The sequence below is a fragment of the Peribacillus frigoritolerans genome (genome assembly GCF_030676415.1).
GTDB classification, from domain to species: domain Bacteria; phylum Bacillota; class Bacilli; order Bacillales; family DSM-1321; genus Peribacillus; species Peribacillus frigoritolerans_A.
Genome location: NZ_JAUUTW010000026.1, coordinates 46,315 through 69,697 on the forward strand (window position 1 = coordinate 46,315; position 23,383 = coordinate 69,697).

The 23,383-nt window shown below is 35.9% G+C and carries 20 protein-coding genes and 1 pseudogene; 14 read left to right on the forward strand and 7 right to left on the reverse strand.

Annotation, left to right across the window (positions count from 1 at the left end):
* Nucleotides 1–4 precede the first annotated feature (4 nt).
* The 11 genes and pseudogenes from Q8G36_RS20990 to Q8G36_RS21040 all read left to right on the forward strand — a co-directional run bounded on the left by Q8G36_RS20990 (nucleotide 5) and on the right by Q8G36_RS21040 (nucleotide 10,673).
* Nucleotides 5–235: a TcpD family membrane protein gene (locus tag Q8G36_RS20990; protein ID WP_016236199.1), complete on the forward strand. Its 231-nt coding sequence runs from the start codon at nucleotides 5–7 to the stop codon at nucleotides 233–235.
* Nucleotides 232–621 carry a TcpE family conjugal transfer membrane protein gene (locus Q8G36_RS20995; protein ID WP_305161525.1) on the forward strand — a complete coding sequence of 130 codons (390 nt, stop codon included), beginning with the start codon at nucleotides 232–234 and terminating at the stop codon, nucleotides 619–621. Before Q8G36_RS20990 ends, Q8G36_RS20995 begins: the two co-directional genes overlap by 4 nt.
* A 12-nt stretch (nucleotides 622–633) precedes the next feature.
* On the forward strand, nucleotides 634–3,084 hold the full coding sequence (locus Q8G36_RS21000) for an ATP-binding protein (RefSeq protein ID WP_305161526.1): 2,451 nt from the start codon (nucleotides 634–636) through the stop codon (nucleotides 3,082–3,084).
* Nucleotides 3,081–3,515 (forward strand): hypothetical protein, encoded by a 435-nt coding sequence (locus Q8G36_RS21005; protein ID WP_305161527.1) that lies wholly within the window; start codon nucleotides 3,081–3,083, stop codon nucleotides 3,513–3,515. Before Q8G36_RS21000 ends, Q8G36_RS21005 begins: the two co-directional genes overlap by 4 nt.
* Before the next feature lie 11 nt (nucleotides 3,516–3,526).
* On the forward strand, nucleotides 3,527–5,572 hold the full coding sequence (locus tag Q8G36_RS21010) for a CD3337/EF1877 family mobilome membrane protein (RefSeq protein WP_305161528.1): 2,046 nt from the start codon (nucleotides 3,527–3,529) through the stop codon (nucleotides 5,570–5,572).
* 101 nt (nucleotides 5,573–5,673) lie between these two features.
* Nucleotides 5,674–6,708: a bifunctional lytic transglycosylase/C40 family peptidase gene (locus tag Q8G36_RS21015; protein WP_305161529.1), complete on the forward strand. Its 1,035-nt coding sequence runs from the start codon at nucleotides 5,674–5,676 to the stop codon at nucleotides 6,706–6,708.
* Between the two features lie 18 nt (nucleotides 6,709–6,726).
* Nucleotides 6,727–7,257, forward strand: coding sequence for a hypothetical protein (locus Q8G36_RS21020; RefSeq protein ID WP_305161530.1), 531 nt, complete (start codon nucleotides 6,727–6,729; stop codon nucleotides 7,255–7,257).
* A 26-nt stretch (nucleotides 7,258–7,283) separates the two neighbouring features.
* Nucleotides 7,284–7,988 carry a hypothetical protein gene (locus Q8G36_RS21025; RefSeq protein ID WP_305161531.1) on the forward strand — a complete coding sequence of 235 codons (705 nt, stop codon included), beginning with the start codon at nucleotides 7,284–7,286 and terminating at the stop codon, nucleotides 7,986–7,988.
* 146 nt (nucleotides 7,989–8,134) lie between these two features.
* Nucleotides 8,135–8,840 (forward strand): annotated as a pseudogene (locus Q8G36_RS21030) (IS6 family transposase).
* A 564-nt stretch (nucleotides 8,841–9,404) separates the two neighbouring features.
* Entirely contained in the window at nucleotides 9,405–9,638 is a 234-nt protein-coding gene (locus Q8G36_RS21035) for a hemolysin XhlA family protein (RefSeq protein WP_305161532.1), read from the forward strand.
* A 399-nt stretch (nucleotides 9,639–10,037) separates the two neighbouring features.
* Complete coding sequence (locus tag Q8G36_RS21040) at nucleotides 10,038–10,673, forward strand: hypothetical protein (protein WP_305161533.1); 636 nt, start codon at nucleotides 10,038–10,040, stop codon at nucleotides 10,671–10,673.
* Between the two features lie 720 nt (nucleotides 10,674–11,393).
* Here Q8G36_RS21040 and Q8G36_RS21045 read toward each other — a convergent pair.
* The 4 genes from Q8G36_RS21045 to Q8G36_RS21060 all read right to left on the reverse strand — a co-directional run bounded on the left by Q8G36_RS21045 (nucleotide 11,394) and on the right by Q8G36_RS21060 (nucleotide 16,229).
* Nucleotides 11,394–11,738 carry a hypothetical protein gene (locus tag Q8G36_RS21045; RefSeq protein ID WP_305161534.1) on the reverse strand — a complete coding sequence of 115 codons (345 nt, stop codon included), beginning with the start codon at nucleotides 11,736–11,738 and terminating at the stop codon, nucleotides 11,394–11,396.
* Nucleotides 11,735–11,920 carry a hypothetical protein gene (locus Q8G36_RS21050; RefSeq protein ID WP_034306238.1) on the reverse strand — a complete coding sequence of 62 codons (186 nt, stop codon included), beginning with the start codon at nucleotides 11,918–11,920 and terminating at the stop codon, nucleotides 11,735–11,737. Before Q8G36_RS21050 ends, Q8G36_RS21045 begins: the two co-directional genes overlap by 4 nt.
* A gap of 829 nt (nucleotides 11,921–12,749) precedes the next feature.
* Complete coding sequence (locus Q8G36_RS21055; RefSeq protein WP_305161535.1) at nucleotides 12,750–13,733, reverse strand: spermidine synthase; 984 nt, start codon at nucleotides 13,731–13,733, stop codon at nucleotides 12,750–12,752.
* Between the two features lie 1,080 nt (nucleotides 13,734–14,813).
* Complete coding sequence (locus Q8G36_RS21060; protein ID WP_305161536.1) at nucleotides 14,814–16,229, reverse strand: S8 family peptidase; 1,416 nt, start codon at nucleotides 16,227–16,229, stop codon at nucleotides 14,814–14,816.
* Between the two features lie 881 nt (nucleotides 16,230–17,110).
* Between Q8G36_RS21060 and Q8G36_RS21065 the strand changes: the two genes are divergently transcribed.
* Both Q8G36_RS21065 and Q8G36_RS21070 read left to right on the forward strand, forming a co-directional pair.
* Nucleotides 17,111–17,626: a sigma-70 family RNA polymerase sigma factor gene (locus Q8G36_RS21065; RefSeq protein WP_305161537.1), complete on the forward strand. Its 516-nt coding sequence runs from the start codon at nucleotides 17,111–17,113 to the stop codon at nucleotides 17,624–17,626.
* The gene (locus Q8G36_RS21070; protein WP_305161538.1) at nucleotides 17,616–18,662 is read left to right on the forward strand and encodes a DUF4030 domain-containing protein; all 1,047 of its coding nucleotides are present in this window, start codon (nucleotides 17,616–17,618) and stop codon (nucleotides 18,660–18,662) included. Before Q8G36_RS21065 ends, Q8G36_RS21070 begins: the two co-directional genes overlap by 11 nt.
* 232 nt (nucleotides 18,663–18,894) lie before the next feature.
* Here Q8G36_RS21070 and Q8G36_RS21075 read toward each other — a convergent pair whose 3' ends face one another.
* On the reverse strand, nucleotides 18,895–19,470 hold the full coding sequence (locus Q8G36_RS21075; protein ID WP_305161539.1) for a hypothetical protein: 576 nt from the start codon (nucleotides 19,468–19,470) through the stop codon (nucleotides 18,895–18,897).
* Nucleotides 19,471–20,056: 586 nt separating this feature from the next.
* On the opposite strand from Q8G36_RS21075, the gene Q8G36_RS21080 reads away from it, so the two are divergent.
* Nucleotides 20,057–20,632, forward strand: a complete 576-nt coding sequence (locus Q8G36_RS21080; protein ID WP_305161563.1) for a tyrosine-type recombinase/integrase — start codon at nucleotides 20,057–20,059, stop codon at nucleotides 20,630–20,632.
* A gap of 141 nt (nucleotides 20,633–20,773) precedes the next feature.
* Here the strand turns inward: Q8G36_RS21080 and Q8G36_RS21085 are convergent, their stop codons facing one another.
* Entirely contained in the window at nucleotides 20,774–21,928 is a 1,155-nt protein-coding gene (locus Q8G36_RS21085) for a S8 family peptidase (protein ID WP_305161540.1), read from the reverse strand.
* Nucleotides 21,929–22,274: 346 nt separating this feature from the next.
* The gene (locus Q8G36_RS21090; RefSeq protein ID WP_305161541.1) at nucleotides 22,275–23,243 is read right to left on the reverse strand and encodes a hypothetical protein; all 969 of its coding nucleotides are present in this window, start codon (nucleotides 23,241–23,243) and stop codon (nucleotides 22,275–22,277) included.
* Between the last annotated feature and the right edge of the window lie 140 nt (nucleotides 23,244–23,383).

Consider the following 23,383-nt stretch of genomic DNA (forward strand, 5'->3'; position numbering starts at 1 on the left):
TTTCATGCCAGATATTACAGGTCTTACAGATTACGTGTCGTCTCAGGTCGCGGCGGTCTTGTTCATTGTTATGGTTGTCATGATTGTTCGAGCTTTCATATCCCAACGTTGGGGCATGTTCTTCTCTAGCTTCATCTTTGCAGTCGTTTGCTATGTGATTGTCTCTAATCCGGGTGAATTCGAAAGCATGGCCAATGCCATTTGGAATCAAGTGAAAAGTGGAGGGCTTTCATGAGGTCAGCTGCTTATAGCTACCGGAAATTCTTTAAATATCCCTTAAAAATTTGGAAGATTGGAAAAAATGAAAAATCCCTCGTCTTTTCCAAAGGGATTGAGATTAGGCAAATCATGGTGGCCCTCGTGCTTTTCAGTGTCTTCTTTCTTTTCAGAGGGAGCATAAACCGAGTCCTTCCAACGACGTTGCAGCTGGCTTTTTATGCCGTGTTGCCTTGGATGATCGCAGGCGCAATCTGTCGAAGCAAATTGGATGGTAAACGACTTGATCGTTTCTTTATTGGGTACTTCCGATATTTGTATACGAAACGATTTAGTTACAGCAGCCATAAACCCGTATACCAACCACAGGTGAAGAAAGCACAGTCATACGAGCGATTCCAATAAGGGGGTGATCCCGTGATCCAATTTCCGATTCTTTCTTATAAAGACAATGTGATCTATACGCATGAGATGGAGGCTTGGTCTTATTATCGGGTGCATGAGAATACAGTAGGCGTGAATGAGCAGGAAGCTGAAAATCATCTGGTGAACCGACTTCAAAGGCTCGCTTGGCAAATGGCTGCCTTTGAGGAAATTGACTATAAAATTGTTCCGATACCTGTTGATATTGATAAGCGTATGGAAAGCCTGCAACAACAATATGAAGGAAAATATGCAGAAACAGGAAAATACTATGCGGAACGGGCAAAAGAAATCTTGCGTGAAGAAGCTAAACATATAGTGGAGTACAAATTTTTTGTAGGCGTGAAGTTAAAGAAAAGGGAGCTGGATGAAAGTATCATCCGCACGTTTACTTCATCCTTTAAGAGCATGAACCGTTACTTGCAAAAGCTTGCCGGTTTTGGAGGGCATGAGGTGGACGACCTTACAGCCAGTATGTTCGAGGAATCCGAGGAAGATGCCTTTACGACCTTGAATCATTATCTAGGGTCCTTCAGGGTGAAAGAGAAGGAATTACGTTATATCATCCGTCATCAGTTCGTAAGGGGCCAAAAACAGCCTGACGGTGACGGAAGTGTCTACAGCCTTACGGAAGGTATTCTCGATCCAGGGAAAGCCGGGTATCTCCATATTAGTCAACTGGATGATGAATCATGGTGTGCTTTCCTTCCTGTTTCAGAATTTCCGGTTGATCTAAGCCATAAGGAGTGGGCTTACTTTTTTCAGTCCTATCATTTCCCGGTAGAAGTCAATATGCGGACCATTTACAAAAGGAAAAAAGAGGATGAGAACCAAACCAATACCATCAAAAAGAGATTTCGCGATCAGGACGCTCAATTGATTGAAGCGAATGAGGATGACGACAGTTTAATCAATACGGGACGTGAGCTCCTGCATGAACTGGAAAATGAAATTAAAAACCAAGGAAAACCACTTCTTAGAACGCACATCCATTTTGTTGTATATGGTCCAACTAAAGAAGAAGTCCGAAAACGAGCCAGAAGGCTCAAATCAGATTTTAAGGATCAGCAAATTGAACTTGTGCAGCCACTTGCCGACCAACTCCTTTTATTCCATCAATCGTTACCAGCAGCCAAAATTATAGCAGGGGATTGGGAGCAAATCCTTACGCCCGAATCCTTTGCTGAATCCCTTTTCTCCCTTACACGAAAAATCGGAAATACCGTGGGATTCTATCTCGGCAAGAATTTATCCCATGATGGGGAAAGCATGGAAAGCTCTCCCTCTCTCGTCTTTTACCATCCGTTCCTAGCCCACTTGGGCTTAAAGGGATCCAAGTATTCCTCCCCGCATGTGACCATCTCGGGACCGACAGGTATGGGGAAGTCATATCTACTAAAAGATATTTTATTAAATGCCGTCTTTTTCGGAGCGAAAGTCCTGATGACGGACCCGAAGGACGAGGTGGAAAAGAAGTTCAAGCAAGCCCTTACGCCTGAAATGAAGCGTACCGCCCCCTTCTTTCAAGAATTAATTGAGAGTTTCAACTATATCACTCTATCAAGTGAGAAGAAGGATGCTGGAAAGCTAGATCCACTTACCTTCCTTGAAGGGGAAGAGGCGCAGGATGCAGCCGTTAGCGTGCTTGAATACTTATCGGAGCTTCAATCGAATGAAAGGAATGTGAAAACGGCCATTTATAAGGGGGTTCGTCATGTCCTTCAACAGGAAGAGAAGCCAGGCCTTCTGAAAGTCGTACGTTATTTGCAGGCAGCTGAGGATCAGGACATTAAAAATGTGGGGGACCTACTTTATGAGATCGGGACAAACGGGGTTGCAAAACTGATGTTTTCAGAAGGTGATGTTGTCGGAATCAGTCTTGATGAGCAAGTGAATATCTTGCAGATTCAAAACTTAAATCTTCCGGACGAAGGCGAAAGGGCGGCTACGAGGGATGAACACATTGCCGTTGCCCTCATGCAGCCACTGGCCAAGTTCGCAACGAAATTCGCGCGGGACGATTCGACCGTCAAGATGACGGTGTTTGAGGAAGCATGGATGCTCATGAATACGGGTGCCGGCGATCGCCTAATCAATGAATTACTTCGTACAGGACGTTCCTTACGTTCTGCCGTTTATATCGTCACACAGTCCACGTATGAATACAACAAACCGCAAATCAAAGAGAATATAGGCACGAAGTTTGCTTTTAAAGCGAAAACAACCGAGGAAGCTGGAAACATCATTGAATTCCTTGGGATGGAAGATAACAAGGCCAACCGGGATATGCTGAAAAACCTTTCGGAAGGTCAATGCATCATAGAGGATATGTACGGGCGAACAGCCAAGATTCAGACGGATGTCTTGTTTGATGAGTGGATCAGCGCCTTCAATACAAAAGAAAGTGATCGTGGAAGAGCAGAGACAGAGGAGGCGTTCATGTGAAAAGATTATTCATCTCATTTATTGCCATATTTGCACTTTTAACCGGTTGTAATCAAAGCGCATCAACTTCAGAAGATATTTCGAAACTAGCTTACGAGTGGGAAAAAGCAAATTTCGATCGGGATTATGATTTACAGCAAAAATATATTTATAAAAAGGGGTCCTATGAAGCCTATAAAGGAGATAAAAAAATCAATTCGGGATTAAAGTATGAAGATATTCGCTATGAAATCTATTTCGATGAAGAATTAGAACGGTATTATGTTTTTACTGATTTTAAAAACCCGAATGGCGACAATTCAGTAGAGGATAATATAGTCATTCGTGAAAAAGATGATGAATGGAAAGTTGATACCAGCGAAAGTTTGGATATCGTCCGTGAAGATATTTCAGGGAAGTTAGAAAGAGAGGCTTGCATCAACTGCAAATGAGGAGGGATGGGATGCAAACCCTTAAACAAGGGCTTGGTTTTTGTTTAGTGCTGTGTTTGCTTTTGTTGCCGACGGGTTCTCTTGCCGAGGATGCCGCAACAACCGTTCAAAAAAAGGAAGAAACAGTTGGCCGAGTGACTTTGGAAAGTAAGGAATATCCACTCTATCATTATCAAATGGAAGCTGATATCGGCGACGGTATCACGGAAGCTAGCGACAATGCGCTGCATTCCATTAATCAAGGGATGTGGGGATTTAATAAAACGATTGCCAGTTTTACTTTATATTCGGTTAACCAGCTGATGTCCTTTGATTTAATTAGCAATATTGTGGATGAAGCTGGAATTATGAGCAAACGAATCTATGAGATTATGTCCGGAACGTTTTTATCCTTGTTTGTCATTTTAGTGGGAGGAACAGCTGCCTGGCGTTACCTTGTAAATCAACAAGTCGGCCATGCGGTGAAATCAATCCTTGGTGCCATGTCTATCATGGTTATTACTTTTTGGTTTTACTCAGATGCAACGGGAAACATTAAATGGCTGAATGATCGGGGGGCGGAGCTCGAAGGGATTGCAAGCTCTGCAAACGTTTTGGTCAGTTCTGATGAGTTCGACAGCAATGTTGCTTATGATTCCAAAGAAGGAATTGCGGTGTTAGAAAATCAACTATTTAACTTAATGGTGAAGCGTCCATATTTACTCTTGAATTATGGATCAACAAAAGAATCTGAAGTTGTAAGTGAAAATCCTAATCGGGTTAATAGTCTTTTGGAAATCAAACCGCATACTGAAGAAGGCAAAGAGGAAAGAAAAAGGATTGTTAAAAAAGAAGTTTCCAACTATGACAACAAACAAATGTCTGCCAGTTTTAGCGGTGAACGGTTCGGATACTTGATTGTCACGATCCTATCCACCATTGCACTCAGCATTCCAATTTTGTTATTAGGGATCTTTAAGTTTTTGCTTCAGGTATGGTTCCTGGCATTAGTCATTTTCACAGCCATTCCATTAGTTCTTTCCGTCATTCCTTCTTATAGTGAAACGGCCTTGAATCACGGGAAGAAGCTTGTGGGCGTATTACTTATGAAAGCTGGATTAGTCCTTTTGATTGCCGTCATTACTGGACTTGTCACCTTGCTTTACGAATCAGTAAAAGTGACGAATGGTGTAGAAGGGTATGTCTTTGTAGTCTTTCTTATTTGCATGACCATTTGGGGATTGTTCAAATACCGTTCTGAAATCTTTGAGGTTGCTTCTGCAGGCATGGTTCAAGGTCAGCAAGTTGTGGAGAGAGCGACAACCAATACACTTGATAAGATGGGGGATGCTGGCGAAAAAGGATTCCAAGGAGCAAGGAGAATGGTTGGAAAGGCTTATAGAAGCCACCAAAATAAAAAGCGTCAAGAAGAATATCAGTCGAGAAAAGAAGGTACGGGCCGAAAGACCTTTACCCATCCACCCATAGTAAACAGTGGAAGGTCAGAACACCGAAAAGTGGTTGGCGAGAATACACCTCAAAAACCAGGTGTAGGGGGAAATCAAGGGCAACAATCAATCGGAAAAGGGTCAATCAATACAGCAACGGGTTTGAATACAGGAATGGCCAACCGATCAGCTTCACGAAATGCAGGAGCAGCCATTGTGGATTTAAAGGATTATAAAAGTGAAAAGGATGTAGGGGCAACAGGCAAAGGACCAGTTAGTGGACACCCTTCACGAAGTTCTGAACCTACAGTTTCGGGAGCCCGGAAGCCGGGTGCGAACCCGCCGAATTCAACTAGAAAAGAGAATAGAAAACCAGAACAACCTAAGCCTTCCAGGCAACGGACAGAGGGATTACAAGAGCCTGAAAAGCAAACTTCCCCGCATCGTAATCCAGCCACAAAAATAGAAAGCAAACAAGAAGCAGCAGCATCAAGAGAACCAGTCAAACACCTAACGCAATGGGAAATCCAAAAGAAGATTGATGCTAGAAAAGCTAAAGTATCACCTTCCGTATCCGTCAAACGTTCGGAGGGCAGGAAATCCAAAGGCAAGGAGACCGAAAAGGATTGAAAATGATAATTCGAGAGACGTGAGTAATCATCATGAAAGGTATGTTTGTGAGCATACACACTCATTGTTTTGTCAGAATCTCTTTTTAGAAAGGAGTTCCTATGCAAGGCGTTTTAAAGAAAGGTGCAAAGGCCGCAGGAACCATTGCGATTCTCAAAAACCCTTTCTCCTGGATCATTGCAGGCATCCTTCTCCTCCTTACATCGCTTTTCGGACTTGCCTTGTTCATTTCAATCAGTTTGGGCGGTGAGAACCAGCTTGAATCAGGTATGTCCGGTGAAGTAGCAGGGGGAACAGCGCAGGTGTCTTCTAAAGTCATGCGATACGAGCCGTTAATCCGGAAATATGCGGAACAAAATGGGGTTGGGGAATATGTCGGGCTTATCATGGCCATGATCCAACAGGAATCAGGTGGACGTGAATTGGATGTTATGCAATCTTCCGAATCGATCGGACTCCCACCTGGAACCATTACCGACCCGGAGTATTCCATTCAGATAGGCGTGAAACATTTTGCAGAAGTGATGAAGCAAGCCAAAGGTGATGTGAACCTAGCTTTGCAAAGCTACAACTTTGGAGATGGATTTATCGGATACGCATTGGAGCGTGGAGGCTATTCCAAGGAAGTAGCCACCCAGTTTAGTCATAGGATGGCTGCTAGGGAAGGGTGGAGCCGTTACGGTGATGTGAATTATGTGGACCATGTCATGCAATATTACAACGGTGGAGATGGTAGCGTGGTTGTCATGGGGGACGGTTCGCAATCTTTTGATGTAGAGGAAGTTCATAACATCATGAAACAGTACCTCGGACGACCCTATGTATGGGGAGGCAGGACACCAGCAGCAGGAGGGTTTGACTGCAGTGGGCTACTGGAATATGCCTTTGCTCAGGTGGGCATGGATATGTACGGAACAGCCCAATCGCAATACAACAAAACAAAGCCGGTTCCTGAAGACAATATAAAACCGGGTGATCTCGTTTTTTTCTCCACCTATAAGCCCGGTGCTTCGCACGTTGGCATGTATGTGGGGAACGGTCAATTTATCAATGCCAATAGCAGTGGTGGTACTTCTTATTCATCCGTTGAAGAATGGAAAAACTTATACCCATTCCTAGGTTTTAGACGGATTTAGAAAGGGAGGTACAAGGAAATGGAGCCCACCCAAAAGAAAAATTTCTTGTTTTTAATGATAGTATTCGTCTCGGTTTCTTTGGTCATCATGTATATTTTCTCCCTGCGGTCACAGCTGAATGAAGTCAGGGCCAACCAGGGCAACTATGAAGAGCAGATTCAATCCTTATCCTCCATCCAAAACACGGATGCTTTAAATGTGAATCGCAATTTCCTTGAAAGCTTTTTCACTTATCAAACCACTGCCGAACGGTATAAAAAAATTGAACCATTCATGACCGATCAAGGATTCAAAGCGACCCATCCTTCCGGAACAGAACTTCCGGATTCGGAAGAATCGGTGAAGTCGTCCATAGTGGCCCTGAAGCCATTTGAATATCAGACCTCTAAAACGGAAGCTGAATTTTTTAATGAATTTAAACTCACTACGGAATTTAACAATGTGGCTGCAACCGACACGGTTATCGTTAAAACTTCGCTTATTTTTGTGAAAGAGCAAGGCTGGAAGGTTGATGATGTTGAGTTCATTGGGGAATTAACAGGAAGATAAAAAATAGATAAAAGGAGTGTTTCTTTATGCCAGTTGTATTTACACCATCGACACCTGTTCAATACGTTGAATTTAATTTTAAGGGATTTATTGATTCATTTGATCAATTCTTTGGTCATTTATCATTCTTCCCTCAATGGAAAAAGTATTGGCAAGACATCTTCTTAGAGTCAGATGAACAAGTAAAGGAATATGCGGAGAAGTTTCCGCATTCTAATCCTATTGTCCAAAGAATGAAAGCTAAACCAAGCCTGTTGTTAGAGGACTATGAATTATTTCAATTTGAGCATATTACTGATTATGGAATATATACTTATCATTTTGACGTCGAAGCAATGAAGACCATTAAAAACACCTCAAGCATCCCTTTAGAAATCGTTAAACTTAAAGATTTATATGTAGACCCCGACACACCTGTCTTAACGAGTAAATTAGAGGACAAGCGTAAGCCACTTCTTGTTCGTATGTTTGGTGTGGATAAAGCTTATATTTGTGCAGATGGAAATAAAAGATTAAAAGCTAGAATAGGAAAAGGAGAAAAAAAGTTTAAATGTCATGTTTTTTATCCTAATCATATAGAAAATATTTTCTTTGGTCCCCAGGACCTTTATTATTATACGTTTTGCTATGAAATAGAATTTATGTATCGGCAGATCATCGACAACCCAAATGATGAAAAAGCCGTATTTAACGTAACACAGATGTATTTAAAAGCACAGCAACGAATATAAATACTCATTATTGTAGGGATATTAACTGCATCGTTAAGTATTTTATTGTTAACGGGCATATATGACCCATATGGGTTCTGGTGCAAGAAATCTTTGAAACTTGGACATACTGATGCTATCAATCTAGAAAAGGGATGATGTTCAGTATGAAGAATCAAAATTTATTCAAGTGGAAGTATTATCAGCCAGAAATGATTCTTCTAACCGTAAGATGGTACCTACGGTACAACCTCAGTTTTCGTGATTTAGTCGAAATGATGGAAGAACGTGGACTATCTATTGCTCATACAACTATCAGGCGCTGGGTTCATCAGTATGGCCCTGAATTAGATGAGCGAGTACGGCGTCATCTTAAGCCAACCAATGATTCTTGGCGAGTCGATGAGACGTATGTGAAAGTCAAAGGTAGATGCTGTACCTATATCGTGCCGTTGATTCAAAAGGAAATACGATTGATTTTTATTTAAGTAAAACAAGAGATCATAAGGCTGCAAAGCACTTCTTCAAGAAAGCTTTGCGGTCTTTTCATGTTTCAAAGCCCCGTGTTATCACAGTAGACAAGAACCCAGCCTATCCTATGCGATTGAAGAGTTGAAGAAAGAGAAAAAGATGCCCGTAGTCATCCAAATAAGGCAGGTGAAATATCTTAATAACATTGTAGAACAAGATCATCGTTTTATTAAAAAGAGAGTTCTTTCGATGTTAGGATTGAAATTTTTTTGTACAGCCAAATCTATTCTTTCGTGGATAGAAGCGATGCATATCATTAAAAAAGGACAACTTGTTTTACGGGACAAGTCTGCCCAAAATCAAGTGAAGTTCATTCATCAACTATTTGGAATGGATGCATAAGAACTGATTCCATTAGGAATCTATATACCTCTTTCAAATAAATGCAATCTTTGCACCAGAGTTAAAAAACCTCTAATTGGGGTCCTACCATGGTGGTACCCCTATATGGGGCCAGAAAGGACAGGACAATTAATAATACCCCCGTATCATTGATACAAGGGCAATGACTCGGGCTTCCATTCCCGTACCTGAATGTGTTTCTTACACTGAACTTATCAGAACAACAAAGAAACCCTGTACCTAACGAATTGCTGTTAAGATAATGGAGGTTAGGCATTACGACTACATAACATTATATTTACTATATAAGGTTCCATAGTTTGGTGAAAGATAGTCTGGAGTGAAAATGCTTCAGGCTTTTTTCAGAGATAAAGAGATGATGTAGTCATAAAAACACACAAATGCCCCAAATACCCCATCCAAAATTCTGTTTATATTTGCTATAGATAAAAAACATAGGAGGATAATCTATGCTTGATGACTTTAATTAGCATATAAATATACAGTGGTTTTATTTATATGATTATGAGGGCAAGCTCCAAGTTTAGTAAAGGAGTAAACTATATGACTGAAATTAAAGAATTTAAAAAAGAGATTCAGCAGGTGAAAATGGATCAAAAAGATATACAACGTGATATAAGAAATATGGAATCAAGAATAACAATTACGGAAAAAGATATTTTAACAATTAATAAACAATTGGAGAAAATTAGTTCCAATACTACATGGATTTTACGTTTAATTATAGGTTCATTGTTAACAGGAGCGCTTGGTATGGTACTGAAAGCTTTTATGTAATGGTTGGGACAACGTATTTACTTGGTGTATGTGGACTTGTTGCTGATGTTTTTGTTCTCGGTGCATTTTCCTAAAGTATTGATAAGGTTCCATAGTTAGTTTGATGAAAGATAGCCTGGAGTAAAATACTTCAGGCTTTTTTCTTTTTAGGGAAAGTTGGGATTCCCTTTTTTTCGGAATGAACAAGAATTTTCTTTAATAATTCTTTGCCTTCTTCTTTAGTCATGTTCACTTTTTGTTTAGCCATGATCCATACTCCTTTATATGTTTTTTGATTGTACAAGTATGGTCTAAATTCAGAACTATTAAACATCTCCCTTTCTACTGGAATAGTTCAGATTTCAGGTTCATATGGATAGTGTACATAGGGTATTTTCACTTTGGGGGGGGAAAGGGCTTATGAAAAAGGGAAGCCAGACAGCAAAAAGAAAAGTTCGTTCCGATAAAAAAAGAGATATCAAACCAACAATCTCACACTCATTAAATGAATGTGTTCATAATTTATCTTATATTTTGAATCAGCCTGTGAAGGATATAGGGGAAAAAATAATAATAGCAGCTATCAATTCCAGGGAATGTATTGAGGGCTTGTCCATGTATTTTAAAAGAGACTACAGGCACGATAATACGATTTTTAGAGGGGATTTTGAAGCCGAAGTAATCCAGAAGAGAAATATTATTCAGAAGGAAAGGATTCATTTAAGATTCAAAGCTTATGAACATGAAAGAATTTCAGCATTGGCCTATTCCATGGATTGTAGTGTTAGTTTAGCAACAACTATGCTGCTGATTGCTGGTATTAAAAATCAAGACGTGTTTACACAAATGGTGGATTCAGAGGTAATTTGTTTACTTGATCCAGGAAGGCTTAAAAGTTTAAAGATGATTCAGAAATATATTTCAAAATTGAATGACCAGCACATTTCACTTTTCTCTGTAATTTCATATGTAGCACATGAAGTGGTGGATACCACAAAAACCATGCATGAAAAAGTTAATGATTGGATAGATGCTAATATAAAAAATATTGATTAAAATTCAATATCAATAAATTATGGCTGAAGTGAACATACTTTAGTCTTTTTTTATGCAAAAAAATATTCAATGTGTAACCTTCTTAAAAGCTGATGATTCATTATGGTTACTTTCTGCTTTATAAAGAGGGAAGATTTTTTTACATGGTCCAGAATCAAAAAAAGAAGAAAGGCTGTTGAATTTAGAAAGTTATTTTTTAGTATGGATCAGGACGAAAAATAGAAAATTAGGACAAGCAAAATGAAAGTCGATTAGGTAGGCCATAACGAAGAATAACCTCTGACAAATTTTTTAAGGTTGGACTCAGAGGCAAGGTGCTACTTTTCACTTAGTAATATCCCCACTAAATCGGATACTATTCATCAATTGGGGCAAGAATCGGGCATGAAGATTATACAAAAAAACAGATTCCTTTTGATCTGTTTTTTTGTATAATTATGTAAGCAGTCATTGTCGTAGAATAGAAGAAAGTTTTAACCACCACTTCTCAAAGTGGGTGTTCGCAAAAAAAATCCTGTTTCAATTTAAAACTCCCTATTACAGCTTAAAGGTAAAACTTTATATCGTTACGTACACCTTTCCGTCATTTTCCCTTTAATTCAGCTAAATAGTGCCTTACGGCACTTTCAACTAGTTCATAAACCGTCCTATCATGAATGATTGCTTGTATTTTTAGTTCCTTCATAAGTTCAACATCCATATCGAATGAAGAACGTTTTCTTATAACGTTGGTTCGTTCGCTTGTTTGACCTGTTCTTTACCATGTTTTATGCCAACGTTAGAACGTTGGTTGGTATCGTTAATAGGTTCTTTATTTACATTAGTTGAAACGTTCGCCTTTGCTTTTCCCGCTGTTGCAAAGTCATAAATAAGCTGCTCTTGTACCGTTTCCTCGTCACCTTCACCAACGAAATACCAGCCTTTTTCGCCTGAATTTCTATACTCATAACCAGCTTTATTCAATGCTTTTCTTAGTAATTTTTCTGAAATATGAACATCAGCCCTTTTGGCAATATTCGCTGGTGTATCAGTTTTAATTAACTCCAAGATTTCACCGATTTTCATTTAGTACGCTCACGGGAAAACCAATACTTTGTTTTGATATTTCGATAAGTCCCAATGTCTTTGATCAGCTCGGCAATAAGATCATAACCGCAATATGTGTGCCTCAGCGTGCTAAATTCATCCAATGTGACATAATCATCACTCTTTAATTCAACGTGACACTCTCCACAACAAATCCCCATATCCAACACCTCCAAAAAGTATATTGATATATTCGTCGAAACTTGGTGGCCATCCTTCTTTCGTACAAAAAACAGGTCTATTGACGGTCTTTTAATGTTTGTTAGCTTTTCAAAATTCTCTTTGGATATGAATAATATCAAAGGAATGCCTTTAAGGTGTGCCTGTTTTCATAAAAAAAGAACCACTTTTTCCATTTTACAGTAGTTTACTAAAGCACCTTACCGGAAGATAAAACAACCAAAGCAAAAATTCGAACTCTTGGGATGTTGGTCTTTTTGGTACCCTCTCCGCACCCTTTTTATTTTGCGGAGAACCGGACCAGGCGTTTGAACCCAATTAAAAAAGTAGAATAGATTAACTTTTAATCTTTCTAAAATAAAAAATGGACAATGTTTTTGTATCACTTTATCGAAAAATGAATATAGTATATTAACCCCATACATGCAAGTGACCCTTACATGTATGGGGCCTACATAGTTCTATGAATATTAAACTAACGGTATTTACTTTTAGTTAATATAATCGCAATTAACGGCAAAAAAGGTTGGGTATCTAAAAGATACCCAACCTTTTTTGTAAATTATTAATGATGTGGTTCCCCATTATATATCTAAATGGGATTTTTATCCTTTGATTAATACAAAGGACAGTGTACAGGAAATCCCGTTATTATTTGTCTACTATAAAAGTAGGTTAAAGATTTATTTACCTAAATAAAATGTTGATTTGAAATTGGAAAACAACATTTTTATATTCGTTTAATGATTTATTTACATAGATCTTTAGATGTCTAATTCTCGATCAATATTTTAATCAGGCAGATTTTATTTAATCAATATCCATAATTTCTGTAAGTACTAAGTTATTATCCATCTGAATTTTATTATTTGACCTGTATTTCCTATAATTAAAAGGAAAATGGAACATATCCTGAACCCTCTCCTTTGAAAGAAAACGTGTAGGAACTTGAATGGCAATTTCCTCAGGACGTAATGGATGGTTTGTCGCCATGCAATACCCAAAATCCTCTTCATAATCTGAAATTACATCAAAATGATAAGGCGATACATGAAATCCTGCAGCCTTTAAGGTGGCTTGTATACTCCACAAGTACTTCGGTACCCAAAGTAAAGAAGGACAAGAGACATTAATTACACCGCCTGGTTCTAATCGTTCTTTTAGAAGTCTAAAGAATTCTAAACTGAAAAGCCTGCTTAGTTCTGGAAAATCCTTGCTCGGCTCTGGAATATCTATGAAAATAGCATCCCATTTTAAAGGATTTTCTTCAATGAATGTTCGCCCATCTTCTATAACCATCTTCACTTTTGGGTGATTTAATGAACCTTCATTAAAATTAACAAGTGGTTCTAATTTTTTACCAAAATCGAACATAATTGAGTCGATGTCTACTACCGTAATCTCCTTCAATTCTGAATACTTAAGAACCTCTTTAGCTGTTATGCCTCCGCCGCCACCGATGATTAGAACGTGCTCCCTTTTACTGGCTGCTGCCAGTGGTAAATGGATTAATGCTTCAGCATACATATTCTCATCATCAGTTGTTGCAAACATTTCGCATCCATTTGCATATATTAGCATGTCCCCATTATGTTCAATCAAGGCGATTCGTTGGGTTGGTGTTTTAAAACGCTTGACAATATGATATTCGCCATCGGGTTCCTCTTCTTCTGATATATATTCTCGAATAGAACCTCTACCCCAATAACGCCAATAGAGCAATCCTACAATTTCAACAAGCAGCACTAGACCAGCTCCCATTAAAATCCAACCGAATGGGCTTAAATCAATCATTAAGCTTTCATCCTCCTCCTAATTTACAACTATCTTATGCATAAATTAAAAAAGTGACTGAGTCATTTTTTTAATTTTTCTCTGACAAATTAAATTAAAAAAGTAGAATAGATTAACTTTTAATCCTTCTAAAATAAAAAATGGACAATGTTTTTGTATCACTTTATCAAAAAATGAATATAGTATATTAACCCCATACATGCAAGTGGCCCTTGCATGTATGGGGCCTACATAGTTCTATGAATATTACACTAATGGTATTTACTTTTAGTTAATATAATCGCAATTAACGTCAAAAAAGGTTGGGTATCTAAAAGATACCCAACCTTTTTTGTTTCTTTGGTCACTTTTCATACTTTTCTAGAAAGTCGGCTAATGCTAAATGCAACACATCAGAATTATTAATCCTCTCATCTTCACAAAACCCATCTTACGTTTACCAATGACACGATCAATAATGGATTTCATCTTGGGTTAACTGCTTATGAACAATAGATGAATTATTTGTGAACTTCTTATTACTTTATGTGAAATACGCATGACCTTCAAGTGAGTTTACATAAAGCCCAAGTTCTAGCATTAATAAAAAGGTAATTCAGCTGAATTACCTTTTTTACGTTTAGAAAAACTTTAAAGAGATAATCTACATCAAAACGATTGTGGATTTTCAAAATACCTTTTCCATCTGTGTTTTCCACTCCCGAAGCTTATATTAGTACCTCTGTGGGGATTGCAGTTGGTGGCTTCCCTGAGTTTCTTTATTCACTTTCCGAAAAGTCGAGCAAAGAAGCCCTTTTTTTGTTTATCCGGGTTAGTATCCGGTTTTTCGTTGGCAACTGCTATTAATTGTTTAGCTTCCTTTGCTGCCCTATTGGATTCATCCAGTTCGAAAGAATGAGACGTGATTACGAAGTCATGATAGAAAAAGTAGATATTGTTAATGACTTTATCTAGAAACAAAATGAGCAAGAAAATGATAGTAAAAACAAAGGGTTTATAGCACGGTTATTGGGTAAATAAGATTAAAAACGAACTGAAAACTCCAAAAAATTTGGAGTTTTCTATATTTTTTTATTTATTTTACCTCGTTTTAACTGTAATGCTAACAGATTCACTTATACCTGACTCGTTACCAGCAACAATTTTATACAGGTATGTTGTATAACGAGATACACTAGTATCTGTGAAAGTTAAGTTTGAACCTTTGTATACTACTACGTTATCTCTTGTTACTTGATAATATGTAGCATTATCAATGGAATCCCAATTTAATGTCACATATCGATTTGTAACTTTAGTGGCTTTGAAATTACTAGGTGTAATAGGAGTACTAACTACTTCTGATTCTTCAATATTAACACTTTTAACTGGAGCTTGAATTAATCCATATCCGTAGAATTTGTCTTTACCAGTAGTACCTAAATCTAAAACATTTTTGTGAAGTTCCTCACGTAATTGTACAGCTGTATAAGTTGGATCCAATTCTTTTAATAATGCTAATTGTCCAGCAACAAAAGGTGTAGCCATTGACGTACCACTCATATTTTCATAATCTCCTAGAGATGAAGTACTTAGAATATTAGTTCCAGGAGCTGAAACTTCAACTTCTCGTCCATAGTTCGAAAAATAAGCTAGTTTATTATTTTCATCTGTTGCAGAAACAGCAATAACAGAACTATATTTCGCTGGATAATTTACTGAAGATGATTCATTTCCAGCAGCTGCTACGACTAAAATTCCATTTTGGTAAGCTTTATTAACTGCTGATTCCAATGCACTTGATGCTTGCGTTGTTACAAGACTCATATTGATTACATCCATATTATTTGCTACAGACCAATCAATCGCCTCAATGATATCAGATAGGTACCCACTTCCGTATTGATCCACTGCTTTTAATGCAAAGATATCTGAATCTGGAGCAACTCCAACTACACCAATATCATTGTTTTCTGCACTGATAATTCCAGAAACGTGGGTTCCGTGTCCATTATCATCCGCATAAGAATTAGTGTAATCAACAAATGATTGACCACCAGATACAATTAAGTCTAGATGAGTACTTACACCTGAATCAATAACAGCTACTTTTGTCCCTTTTCCAGTTAAACCTGAAGACCAGGATTCCGGTGCGTTCACACCTTCTTGACCATAGCCAATACTCTGTGCAATATTTAACTTAATATCGGGTTCAATAGATTTAACATTTGGATTCTTTTTTAGTTGTTCTACTTTTTCTGAATTAATTTCCATAGAAACAGCATTAATAAGTTCGAGATTTCTTTTGATTTTTCCTTCCTTTTTGATTTGACTTTTTTCTTTTTCATTAACGTCATCTTTGAAGTTAATGATCAATTTTTCTTTTCCACCACCAACATTAACCGTATCAACAGCTTTAGCACTTGCTGTACTAACAGGTATCGATAATAGTAGTGCGGATACCGCCATCACATTAACTAAATTCATTTTTCTATTTTTCTTTTTGTTATTTTTCATAAAAACAAACCTCCAATTTTTTTCGAACTCTACAATTATAATCCAAAGTTTCCTTTATGAGGAAAAAAGAAAAGTTTTTGAACAATAATAAAAAAAGCTCTCATAATAATATGAGAGCCCAGAGTGTAGACAAACCCCTTTTTCAAAGAAGTTATTGGTTAAAATCGGGTTTTCATATCTTTAAACCAGCATATTTAGTTGTTTACTCGAAAGAAGGACACAATAAATTGTTGCTAAACGTAAGGGCACTTTTTCACTTTAATTCGAATGTATGATAAGTGTAAGAATCGTACGTTCAAAAGGCCGCCAATTTGGCGGCCTTTTGCTTAAATTCTAAACTGTTTATTTCAGAATCTCTCCGAACAAATCCCAATTCTCAAAGTTAAATTGAACGTCTCTTTCAAAGTCTCAATTCTCAACTTTTTTTCCATCAACAACGTGGAAGTAAAAGTAATTTTGATCAGATGAATCCTTCGCCTTCTTTTGTACGAATTTTTTCAACTCTTCATGAGTAAAAGGGTACAGACAGCAAAACGGAAAAATTGTACGTTAAGTTAGGAAACCTTGATATAAAAGGATTGTTCCAATAATGTCCGTTTATGGTGCTTGATTAAGTAACGTCCATGTTCTCTAAAAATGGAAAGAAATTTTGAAAAGGCAACTTCAAGTAACAGAAGAATATTTCAATGATAAAAAGTATGTTATGGGAAATCGTACACTAAAGAAAGCTTAAAAGGAGAAAAAAAGAAAAAAACTTAGACCAAATTTCAATATCATTCGTCTTATATATAAGTACAAAAATTAGGAGATGTAAAAGTATGAGTAGGTTTATACAGAAATGCATTTAAAAGGGTACATACTGTAAATTAGTGGAGGGACTTATGGATAATAATAATGAATATACAACAGATAAAGATGGTGCATTTTTAAAACTTTTTAAACAATACGAAAAGGATGTGTATAGGATTGCTTATGTTTATCTCAAGAATAAATCAGATGCCTTAGACATTGTTCAGGAAACTGCTTATAAAACGTACTTGAAATTTGAAACTTTGGAAAAGGAAAGTTCAGTGAAAAGTTGGATTATAAAAACAGCAATTAATTCTGCTATTGATTTAATACGAAAAAATAAAAAAATCATACCAATAGAAACTAAAAATATAAAATCAATTTTTGTAGAAAACGATATTCCGTTATCTATTTCTCTACAAAACTTATTAACTTTAATAAATGAAGATGAAAAAACGGTATTATTATTAAAATATTATCAAGGTTACACTTTTAAAGAAATATCCGAGTTTCTAGATATACCAATTAGTACAGTTAAGTCAGGACTATACAAAAGCTTAGAGAAAATGCGGAAATATTCAAGGAGGTCGGATTTTTATGGATTTTAAAATAAAAAAAGAAATAGAAAAGATAGAAATTCCAAATGAATTACATGATTTCGTAAAATTAGGAATAATACAAGCAAAGGAAGAGACAAAAACTTTGGTACCTTCGTTTGAGAAGAAGCCCGTTAAGAAACGTTGGAGTCAAAAAAAGAAATTTACATATTTAACGTTAGCTTCAATTATGATGGTTGGCCTTTTCATTAGTACTGCGTTTATATCGCCTGCAATGGCAACTATAGCATCTCAAATTCCATATTTGAATCAAATATTCCATTCAGATTCAATATTAGATTCAGTCTCTCAAATTATTGATGAGGAAGGGATTCAAGTAAGTTCTTCAGGTGTAAGGTACCTCCCTAAAAAGGAAGTATATATCGTGCTGGATGGACCAATAGAATATTACAATGATACTAAAGAGGAGTTAGAACTTAAAATCAAAGAGTTATTAGCTGCAAAAGACTTTGATGCATATTCAATTAATATTAGTCAGGAAGAGTCCTATGTTTCTAAGCAAAAAGAAAAAAATGAAATTGAAACTCTATATAACAAGTTAGAAGATAATTTTAATAAATTAGGATATCAGGCTATAAATATTAGTATTGATCCATCAGAAGAGGCAATATTAATAAATTTAAATTCATCTGAAAAAAATTACAAACAAGCACAGAATGAAATAGAAAAAGAAGCTCGAAAAATAACTAACAATAGTAGTACTTATAAGAATTATGATATTAAAATAGCCAATACTAAAGTGGAAGTAATAAAAGCTGGTAAAGGTGCAGAAATTGCACCTATTCTTGAAGAAGGATTATTGTCTAAAAAGGAATTTAAGGTAACAAGTATTGGGTATACCACGAATTCTCTTACTTTTTCAATCTATACTTCAATAGATAGTACAGATTCAAAATCTAGGGAATCAATTAAGACACTTAAAAATACTATAAATGAATTTTTACAATCAGAAGAAATAAAGACAATAGTTGAGGGTGAACCAGTTACTATAAAAATTTTCAATAAAGACAATAAAATAATTAAATAAGAATTATAAAAATAAAATAGAATTATTTAATGAGAACTACTCATTTCAACCTTAATTAGCATCCACATTATATGGAATAGTTAAAAATCATTCTGGAAATATAGTACTTTAAAAGGGCTGTCTACAATAGACAGCCCTTTTTTATGTTATTTTGAGGTTATATAGTTAATAGTTATTATTTTGACTCTTTTTTACCGACAAGTACTAAGTATGGTACAACTATATTAATACTTCAATCTAAGTATTTAATATTTAATGATCCAGAGGCAGTTCTATAATTTGTATTATATTTCGCATAAATTTCTGCTCTATCTGGGAACCCGTCCGTATCTCCATTAACATATACTTTATATATTAATCTGTCAGGTGAAGGTTCAATAATAACTTTTCCAATAAAGTCGTCGTCACTTGGATCATCTTCATATAAGTTTACAGCGATATAAGGTCCATTAGTACCGATACTATACTCATAAGAATGTGCTGGTACTTCAATTCCAAAGTATCCACCAGTTGAGACAACTGTTTTATCTGTTCTCCACGTAAAATCGGCCTTTATTGTCCAAGTACTCGATCCTATAGATTCCCAAGAACTTATAGAAAATTCAGGAGCTTTATACACTTCAACTTTAAAACCTGTATTAGGATCCTTATATGTTTTCATAAGTGTTCCATATTCTGTTGTGACATCTGAATTGACAGTTTCGTAATAAGTGTTGCTAGGTAGTGGTTTTTCTTTTGCTCCAATAGCGTTAGGTAGAGCCATTAAACTAATAGATAAACTTAACGCTGCAATTAATGATTTTTTCACAATGAATTCCCCCTGAAAATTATACTGAAAAATATATTTTAACATATCAGGAAAATAATTCATAGTAATATTTTGTAAAATATCGATGTATTGAAAGTAGTAATTAACATACATTCCAAAGTTCACATAAAGCAACAGCTGCAAGAAATATTTTAGTATGTTTCAAAGTGTAAAAAAATCTTTATTAGAAGGTTATGAGTATACTGGAGTAGAGCAAGTAATAAGAGAGATCAACAAATAGATTTACTAATATTGGAACAATATGCTTTTGATATTAATAATTCTCCTATTACTATGTTTACTTTTAACTATGGTAATGGAAGTTAAAAATCTAAAGTAAAGAGTAGTTCCTATTTATAACAAACGAAGTACTTTTTTTGGCTATCCTTATTAAAGGAATGATATTTTTTTCTTTCATTTGAATGTATGATAATGCTAATTATCGTACATTCAAATCCTTGATTTCATTGACTTTTCACGTTTTTTCTCTTTATAATTAAAATATAAGAAAAATCGCACATTCAAATCGTTGGTACATAAGGGTTTTGAATCCGGATATTTGAATAGAGAAGAAAGGTCAATGAAGATGACGCAACCAAAAGATGTGCAGCCGATTCGTGATCAGCTACAGTTAGAAGATATGAAATGGGCGCTGAAGCGCCATTGTTCAGAGCGTGATTACATCCTGTTTGTTGTAGGCTGCGAGACCGGCCTACGTGTCGGGGACCTGCTCAAGCTCACCACGAAACAGATCCTGGACCTCAAAGGTAAACAAAACAAGATTCTCCGGGTCAAGGAAGGCAAAACGCAAAAAATTCGCGACATGTATATCGCGAATTGCTTTCAGGAGGTCTTTGAGTATGCCAAAAACGTCCAGAGCCCCTATTTATTCCCGTCCAGAAAGGGAGAACGCCCCATTACCCCCACTCAGGCCTACCGGCAGTTAAATAAGGCTGCAGAGTTCGCTGGCGTAGAACATGTCGGCAACCATACCTTACGAAAGACGTTTGGCTATTGGTTTTACAAAGCGACAAAGGACATTGCCATGCTGCAACGGATCCTGCATCATTCGCACCCTTCCGTTACCTTACGCTATATTGGGATTACTGAAGAAGAAACAAACAATGTCTTAAAAACTTTTAGTGTCTTTCATAGTTCTTGAAGATAAAAATCATTTAGGTCGGAGCCTTAAGGGCGGTCCATGAATTATAAAAATTAATATGTGATTGTATTATTAATGTTAAGAAATAAAATTAACTCCTAGCATATTAAAGGCTAGGAGTTAATTTTTTATCGTAGTGATTTAATTCTTTTTATTTTCTTTAATATTATTACTACTGTCTTTACCTTTAGTTACATCTACATAATTAATAGCAGTTAATGCATCTACTAGCCCATTTCCATATAAAAATGAATCACCTAAAGGTTTAGAAGTCTGATTTAAAATCTTCCTAATTTCAATATTTGAAAGTTCAGGTTTTAAATCCATTAATAAAGTTGCAACACCCGATACATATGGAGCTGCCATAGAAGTACCATTATAAAAAGCATATCCTCCAGGTACTGTACTGTTTATTTGGATGCCAGGAGCAACTAACTCAAGCTCTTTCCCTACACTAGAGAATTCAGCCCTATAGTCATTCTGATTCACTGCTCCTACAGATATAACTGAACTATATTTAGCTGGATATGTAATACTTCCCTTTTTACTGTATCCATTATTTCCTGCTGAAGCAACAATAAGAATACCTGTATTATATGCTTTATCTAGGGCATCTTGTAAAGAAAGTGACTCACTACTACTCCCAAGACTCATATTAATAATGTCAATATTGTTTAAAATTGCCCACTCAATTCCTGCGATTACATCACTATAATTACCATTTCCATTTTGATCTAAAACCTTAATTGCATAAAGATTTGCTTCAGGGGCCACTCCCAACACACCTATATTATTATTTAGTGCCGAAATAATCCCTGCTACATGAGAACCGTGACCATTATCATCCATATAATCAGAAGTTCCTTCAATAAACGTTTCTCCACCAACTACTTTAAGATCCTCATGAGTATAATCAATACCAGTATCCATTACACCTATTTTAACGGCACTCCCTGTACCACCCAGCTGATTAACATCATCAGCGTTGATATGTGGTATACCCCAAGCTATTTCTTGATCCATAGCATGTACTTGCGCATTTTCTTCTATATGGGAAATATCAGGATTTTTAGATAGAGCTTGCGCTGCTTTATCGGTTAAATTGGCAGAAACTACTGATATAAACTTATATTTCTTCTTTATATTACCACCATGTTCACTAATAAGTTTCTCATTAATATCGTTGTTAAAACTAATTAAATAAGACCTCTTAGTAGTTTCAGCTTCACTGATTTCCGGACTAATAAAAACAATAAGTAAAATTAAAATACTCAATAAAGATACGATTTTCTTCATGTGAATAGGTCTCTCCTCAAAAAAAATTAAACTATTACTCATAAATCTATTGTTTTTAATTAAAAAATGCTTTAAATTTCAAAATAACTATTTAATGGAATTTTCATCCTAAGGAGTGATGGTTTTGAGACATATAACAGCATCTATATATATTTCATTTGGTTTTTTATTTTACTTTTTACAAGGTTTTGAACATTTTTATGAATCCGATAATATGGATTTTATAATTTCATTATTTATTTTAGTAGGTGTAATATATTTCTTCTTCGAATTAAGAAATTTCATAAAAAAGAAGTTAAAGTAATAATCAAGAAGCTTTCCAATTTCTATGGAAAGCTTCTTTTAATTATTTATATACTAAAACATGTGTGTTCGGATGTTCAGCAAACTCGTTAGTTGGTGAAACACTAAAACTTACTCCTGATAAAGCAATAGATGGTGTAAGAGTATAGGTCGATTCTTGATGTGCATATTGACCGTAAGCATCAAGTCTATTTGTTGTTGTTAACGGTTTAACGCTATAATACATATAACTTGATAAAGTCTCTACTTTATCGGAAGCACATCCTGATGCAGTTTCATCATTTGGAAGATTTATCTTTAATGCATAACCACCCGCACCTTTTTTCCATTGACCACTACTTGAAGTGTAAGTAGCACTCCCAGATTGAGTTCCATTACAAAAGCTCCACGTTGTCCAGTTTTGTTTTCCATATTGGGTATCAGGTGTTGGTCCCCAGTAAGTTTGATTAATTCCAACACCTGTTACATCAACGTGTGTAATAAATGGCATCTTGGACCAAGTAACACTATTTTTCAAACGATAATTATTAGTGGATAATTTAGTTATTGAAGTTGTCATTTTTTTATATGAAGTACTTGAAGAATCACTTGCAGATGTTGAAACTTCTCCAGATGATTCATTTTCTTTAGCTAGTTCTTCATAATAAGTTTGTTCATCTAATTTTACTATTGTTGGTTCTTGTGAAGAATTTTCTTGTATAGTTGGTTCTTGTGATGATGACTCAGATTGAATGGGTTCAGTTATTTTTAAATATTGAGTAGTTGAAGCTACTACTTCACCCTTTAAATCTTTATTCAGCTCATATTCTTTTTGATCCATATTCTCAATCTCTTCTTCTGTAAAACCTAAAGATATTAAATTATTAAATTCTTCGACTGTTAATCCCAAAGCATTTTTGTTCTTTTCTACGCTTCCTTTATCTTTCTCTTTTTCTTTTGCTGAAACTCCAGATCCAAAGATTGATAATACTAGGATGAGTGCCAATGCAAATGGAAAAAATTTATTTCCCACCAAAAATTCCCCCTTGTTCAATAATATTACATTTTATCTAACAAATAGTAACATGGATTTAATATAAAAATCATATTAATATATTTTTTGTTATTTTTAGTTTTTTATAAATATTCTGTCTTTATTTATGATATAAACAG

Coding starts and splice junctions, on each gene's coding strand:
- Q8G36_RS20990 (WP_016236199.1), top strand. CDS start 5: ATGCCAGATATTACAGGTCTTACAGATTACGTGTCGTCTCAGGTCGCG.
- Q8G36_RS20995 (WP_305161525.1), top strand. CDS start 232: ATGAGGTCAGCTGCTTATAGCTACCGGAAATTCTTTAAATATCCCTTA.
- Q8G36_RS21010 (WP_305161528.1), top strand. CDS start 3,527: ATGCAAACCCTTAAACAAGGGCTTGGTTTTTGTTTAGTGCTGTGTTTG.
- Q8G36_RS21015 (WP_305161529.1), top strand. CDS start 5,674: ATGCAAGGCGTTTTAAAGAAAGGTGCAAAGGCCGCAGGAACCATTGCG.
- Q8G36_RS21020 (WP_305161530.1), top strand. CDS start 6,727: ATGGAGCCCACCCAAAAGAAAAATTTCTTGTTTTTAATGATAGTATTC.
- Q8G36_RS21025 (WP_305161531.1), top strand. CDS start 7,284: ATGCCAGTTGTATTTACACCATCGACACCTGTTCAATACGTTGAATTT.
- Q8G36_RS21035 (WP_305161532.1), top strand. CDS start 9,405: ATGACTGAAATTAAAGAATTTAAAAAAGAGATTCAGCAGGTGAAAATG.
- Q8G36_RS21040 (WP_305161533.1), top strand. CDS start 10,038: ATGAAAAAGGGAAGCCAGACAGCAAAAAGAAAAGTTCGTTCCGATAAA.
- Q8G36_RS21045 (WP_305161534.1), bottom strand. CDS start 11,738: ATGAAAATCGGTGAAATCTTGGAGTTAATTAAAACTGATACACCAGCG.
- Q8G36_RS21050 (WP_034306238.1), bottom strand. CDS start 11,920: ATGGGGATTTGTTGTGGAGAGTGTCACGTTGAATTAAAGAGTGATGAT.
- Q8G36_RS21055 (WP_305161535.1), bottom strand. CDS start 13,733: ATGATTGATTTAAGCCCATTCGGTTGGATTTTAATGGGAGCTGGTCTA.
- Q8G36_RS21060 (WP_305161536.1), bottom strand. CDS start 16,229: ATGAAAAATAACAAAAAGAAAAATAGAAAAATGAATTTAGTTAATGTG.
- Q8G36_RS21065 (WP_305161537.1), top strand. CDS start 17,111: ATGGATAATAATAATGAATATACAACAGATAAAGATGGTGCATTTTTA.
- Q8G36_RS21070 (WP_305161538.1), top strand. CDS start 17,616: ATGGATTTTAAAATAAAAAAAGAAATAGAAAAGATAGAAATTCCAAAT.
- Q8G36_RS21080 (WP_305161563.1), top strand. CDS start 20,057: ATGACGCAACCAAAAGATGTGCAGCCGATTCGTGATCAGCTACAGTTA.
- Q8G36_RS21085 (WP_305161540.1), bottom strand. CDS start 21,928: ATGAAGAAAATCGTATCTTTATTGAGTATTTTAATTTTACTTATTGTT.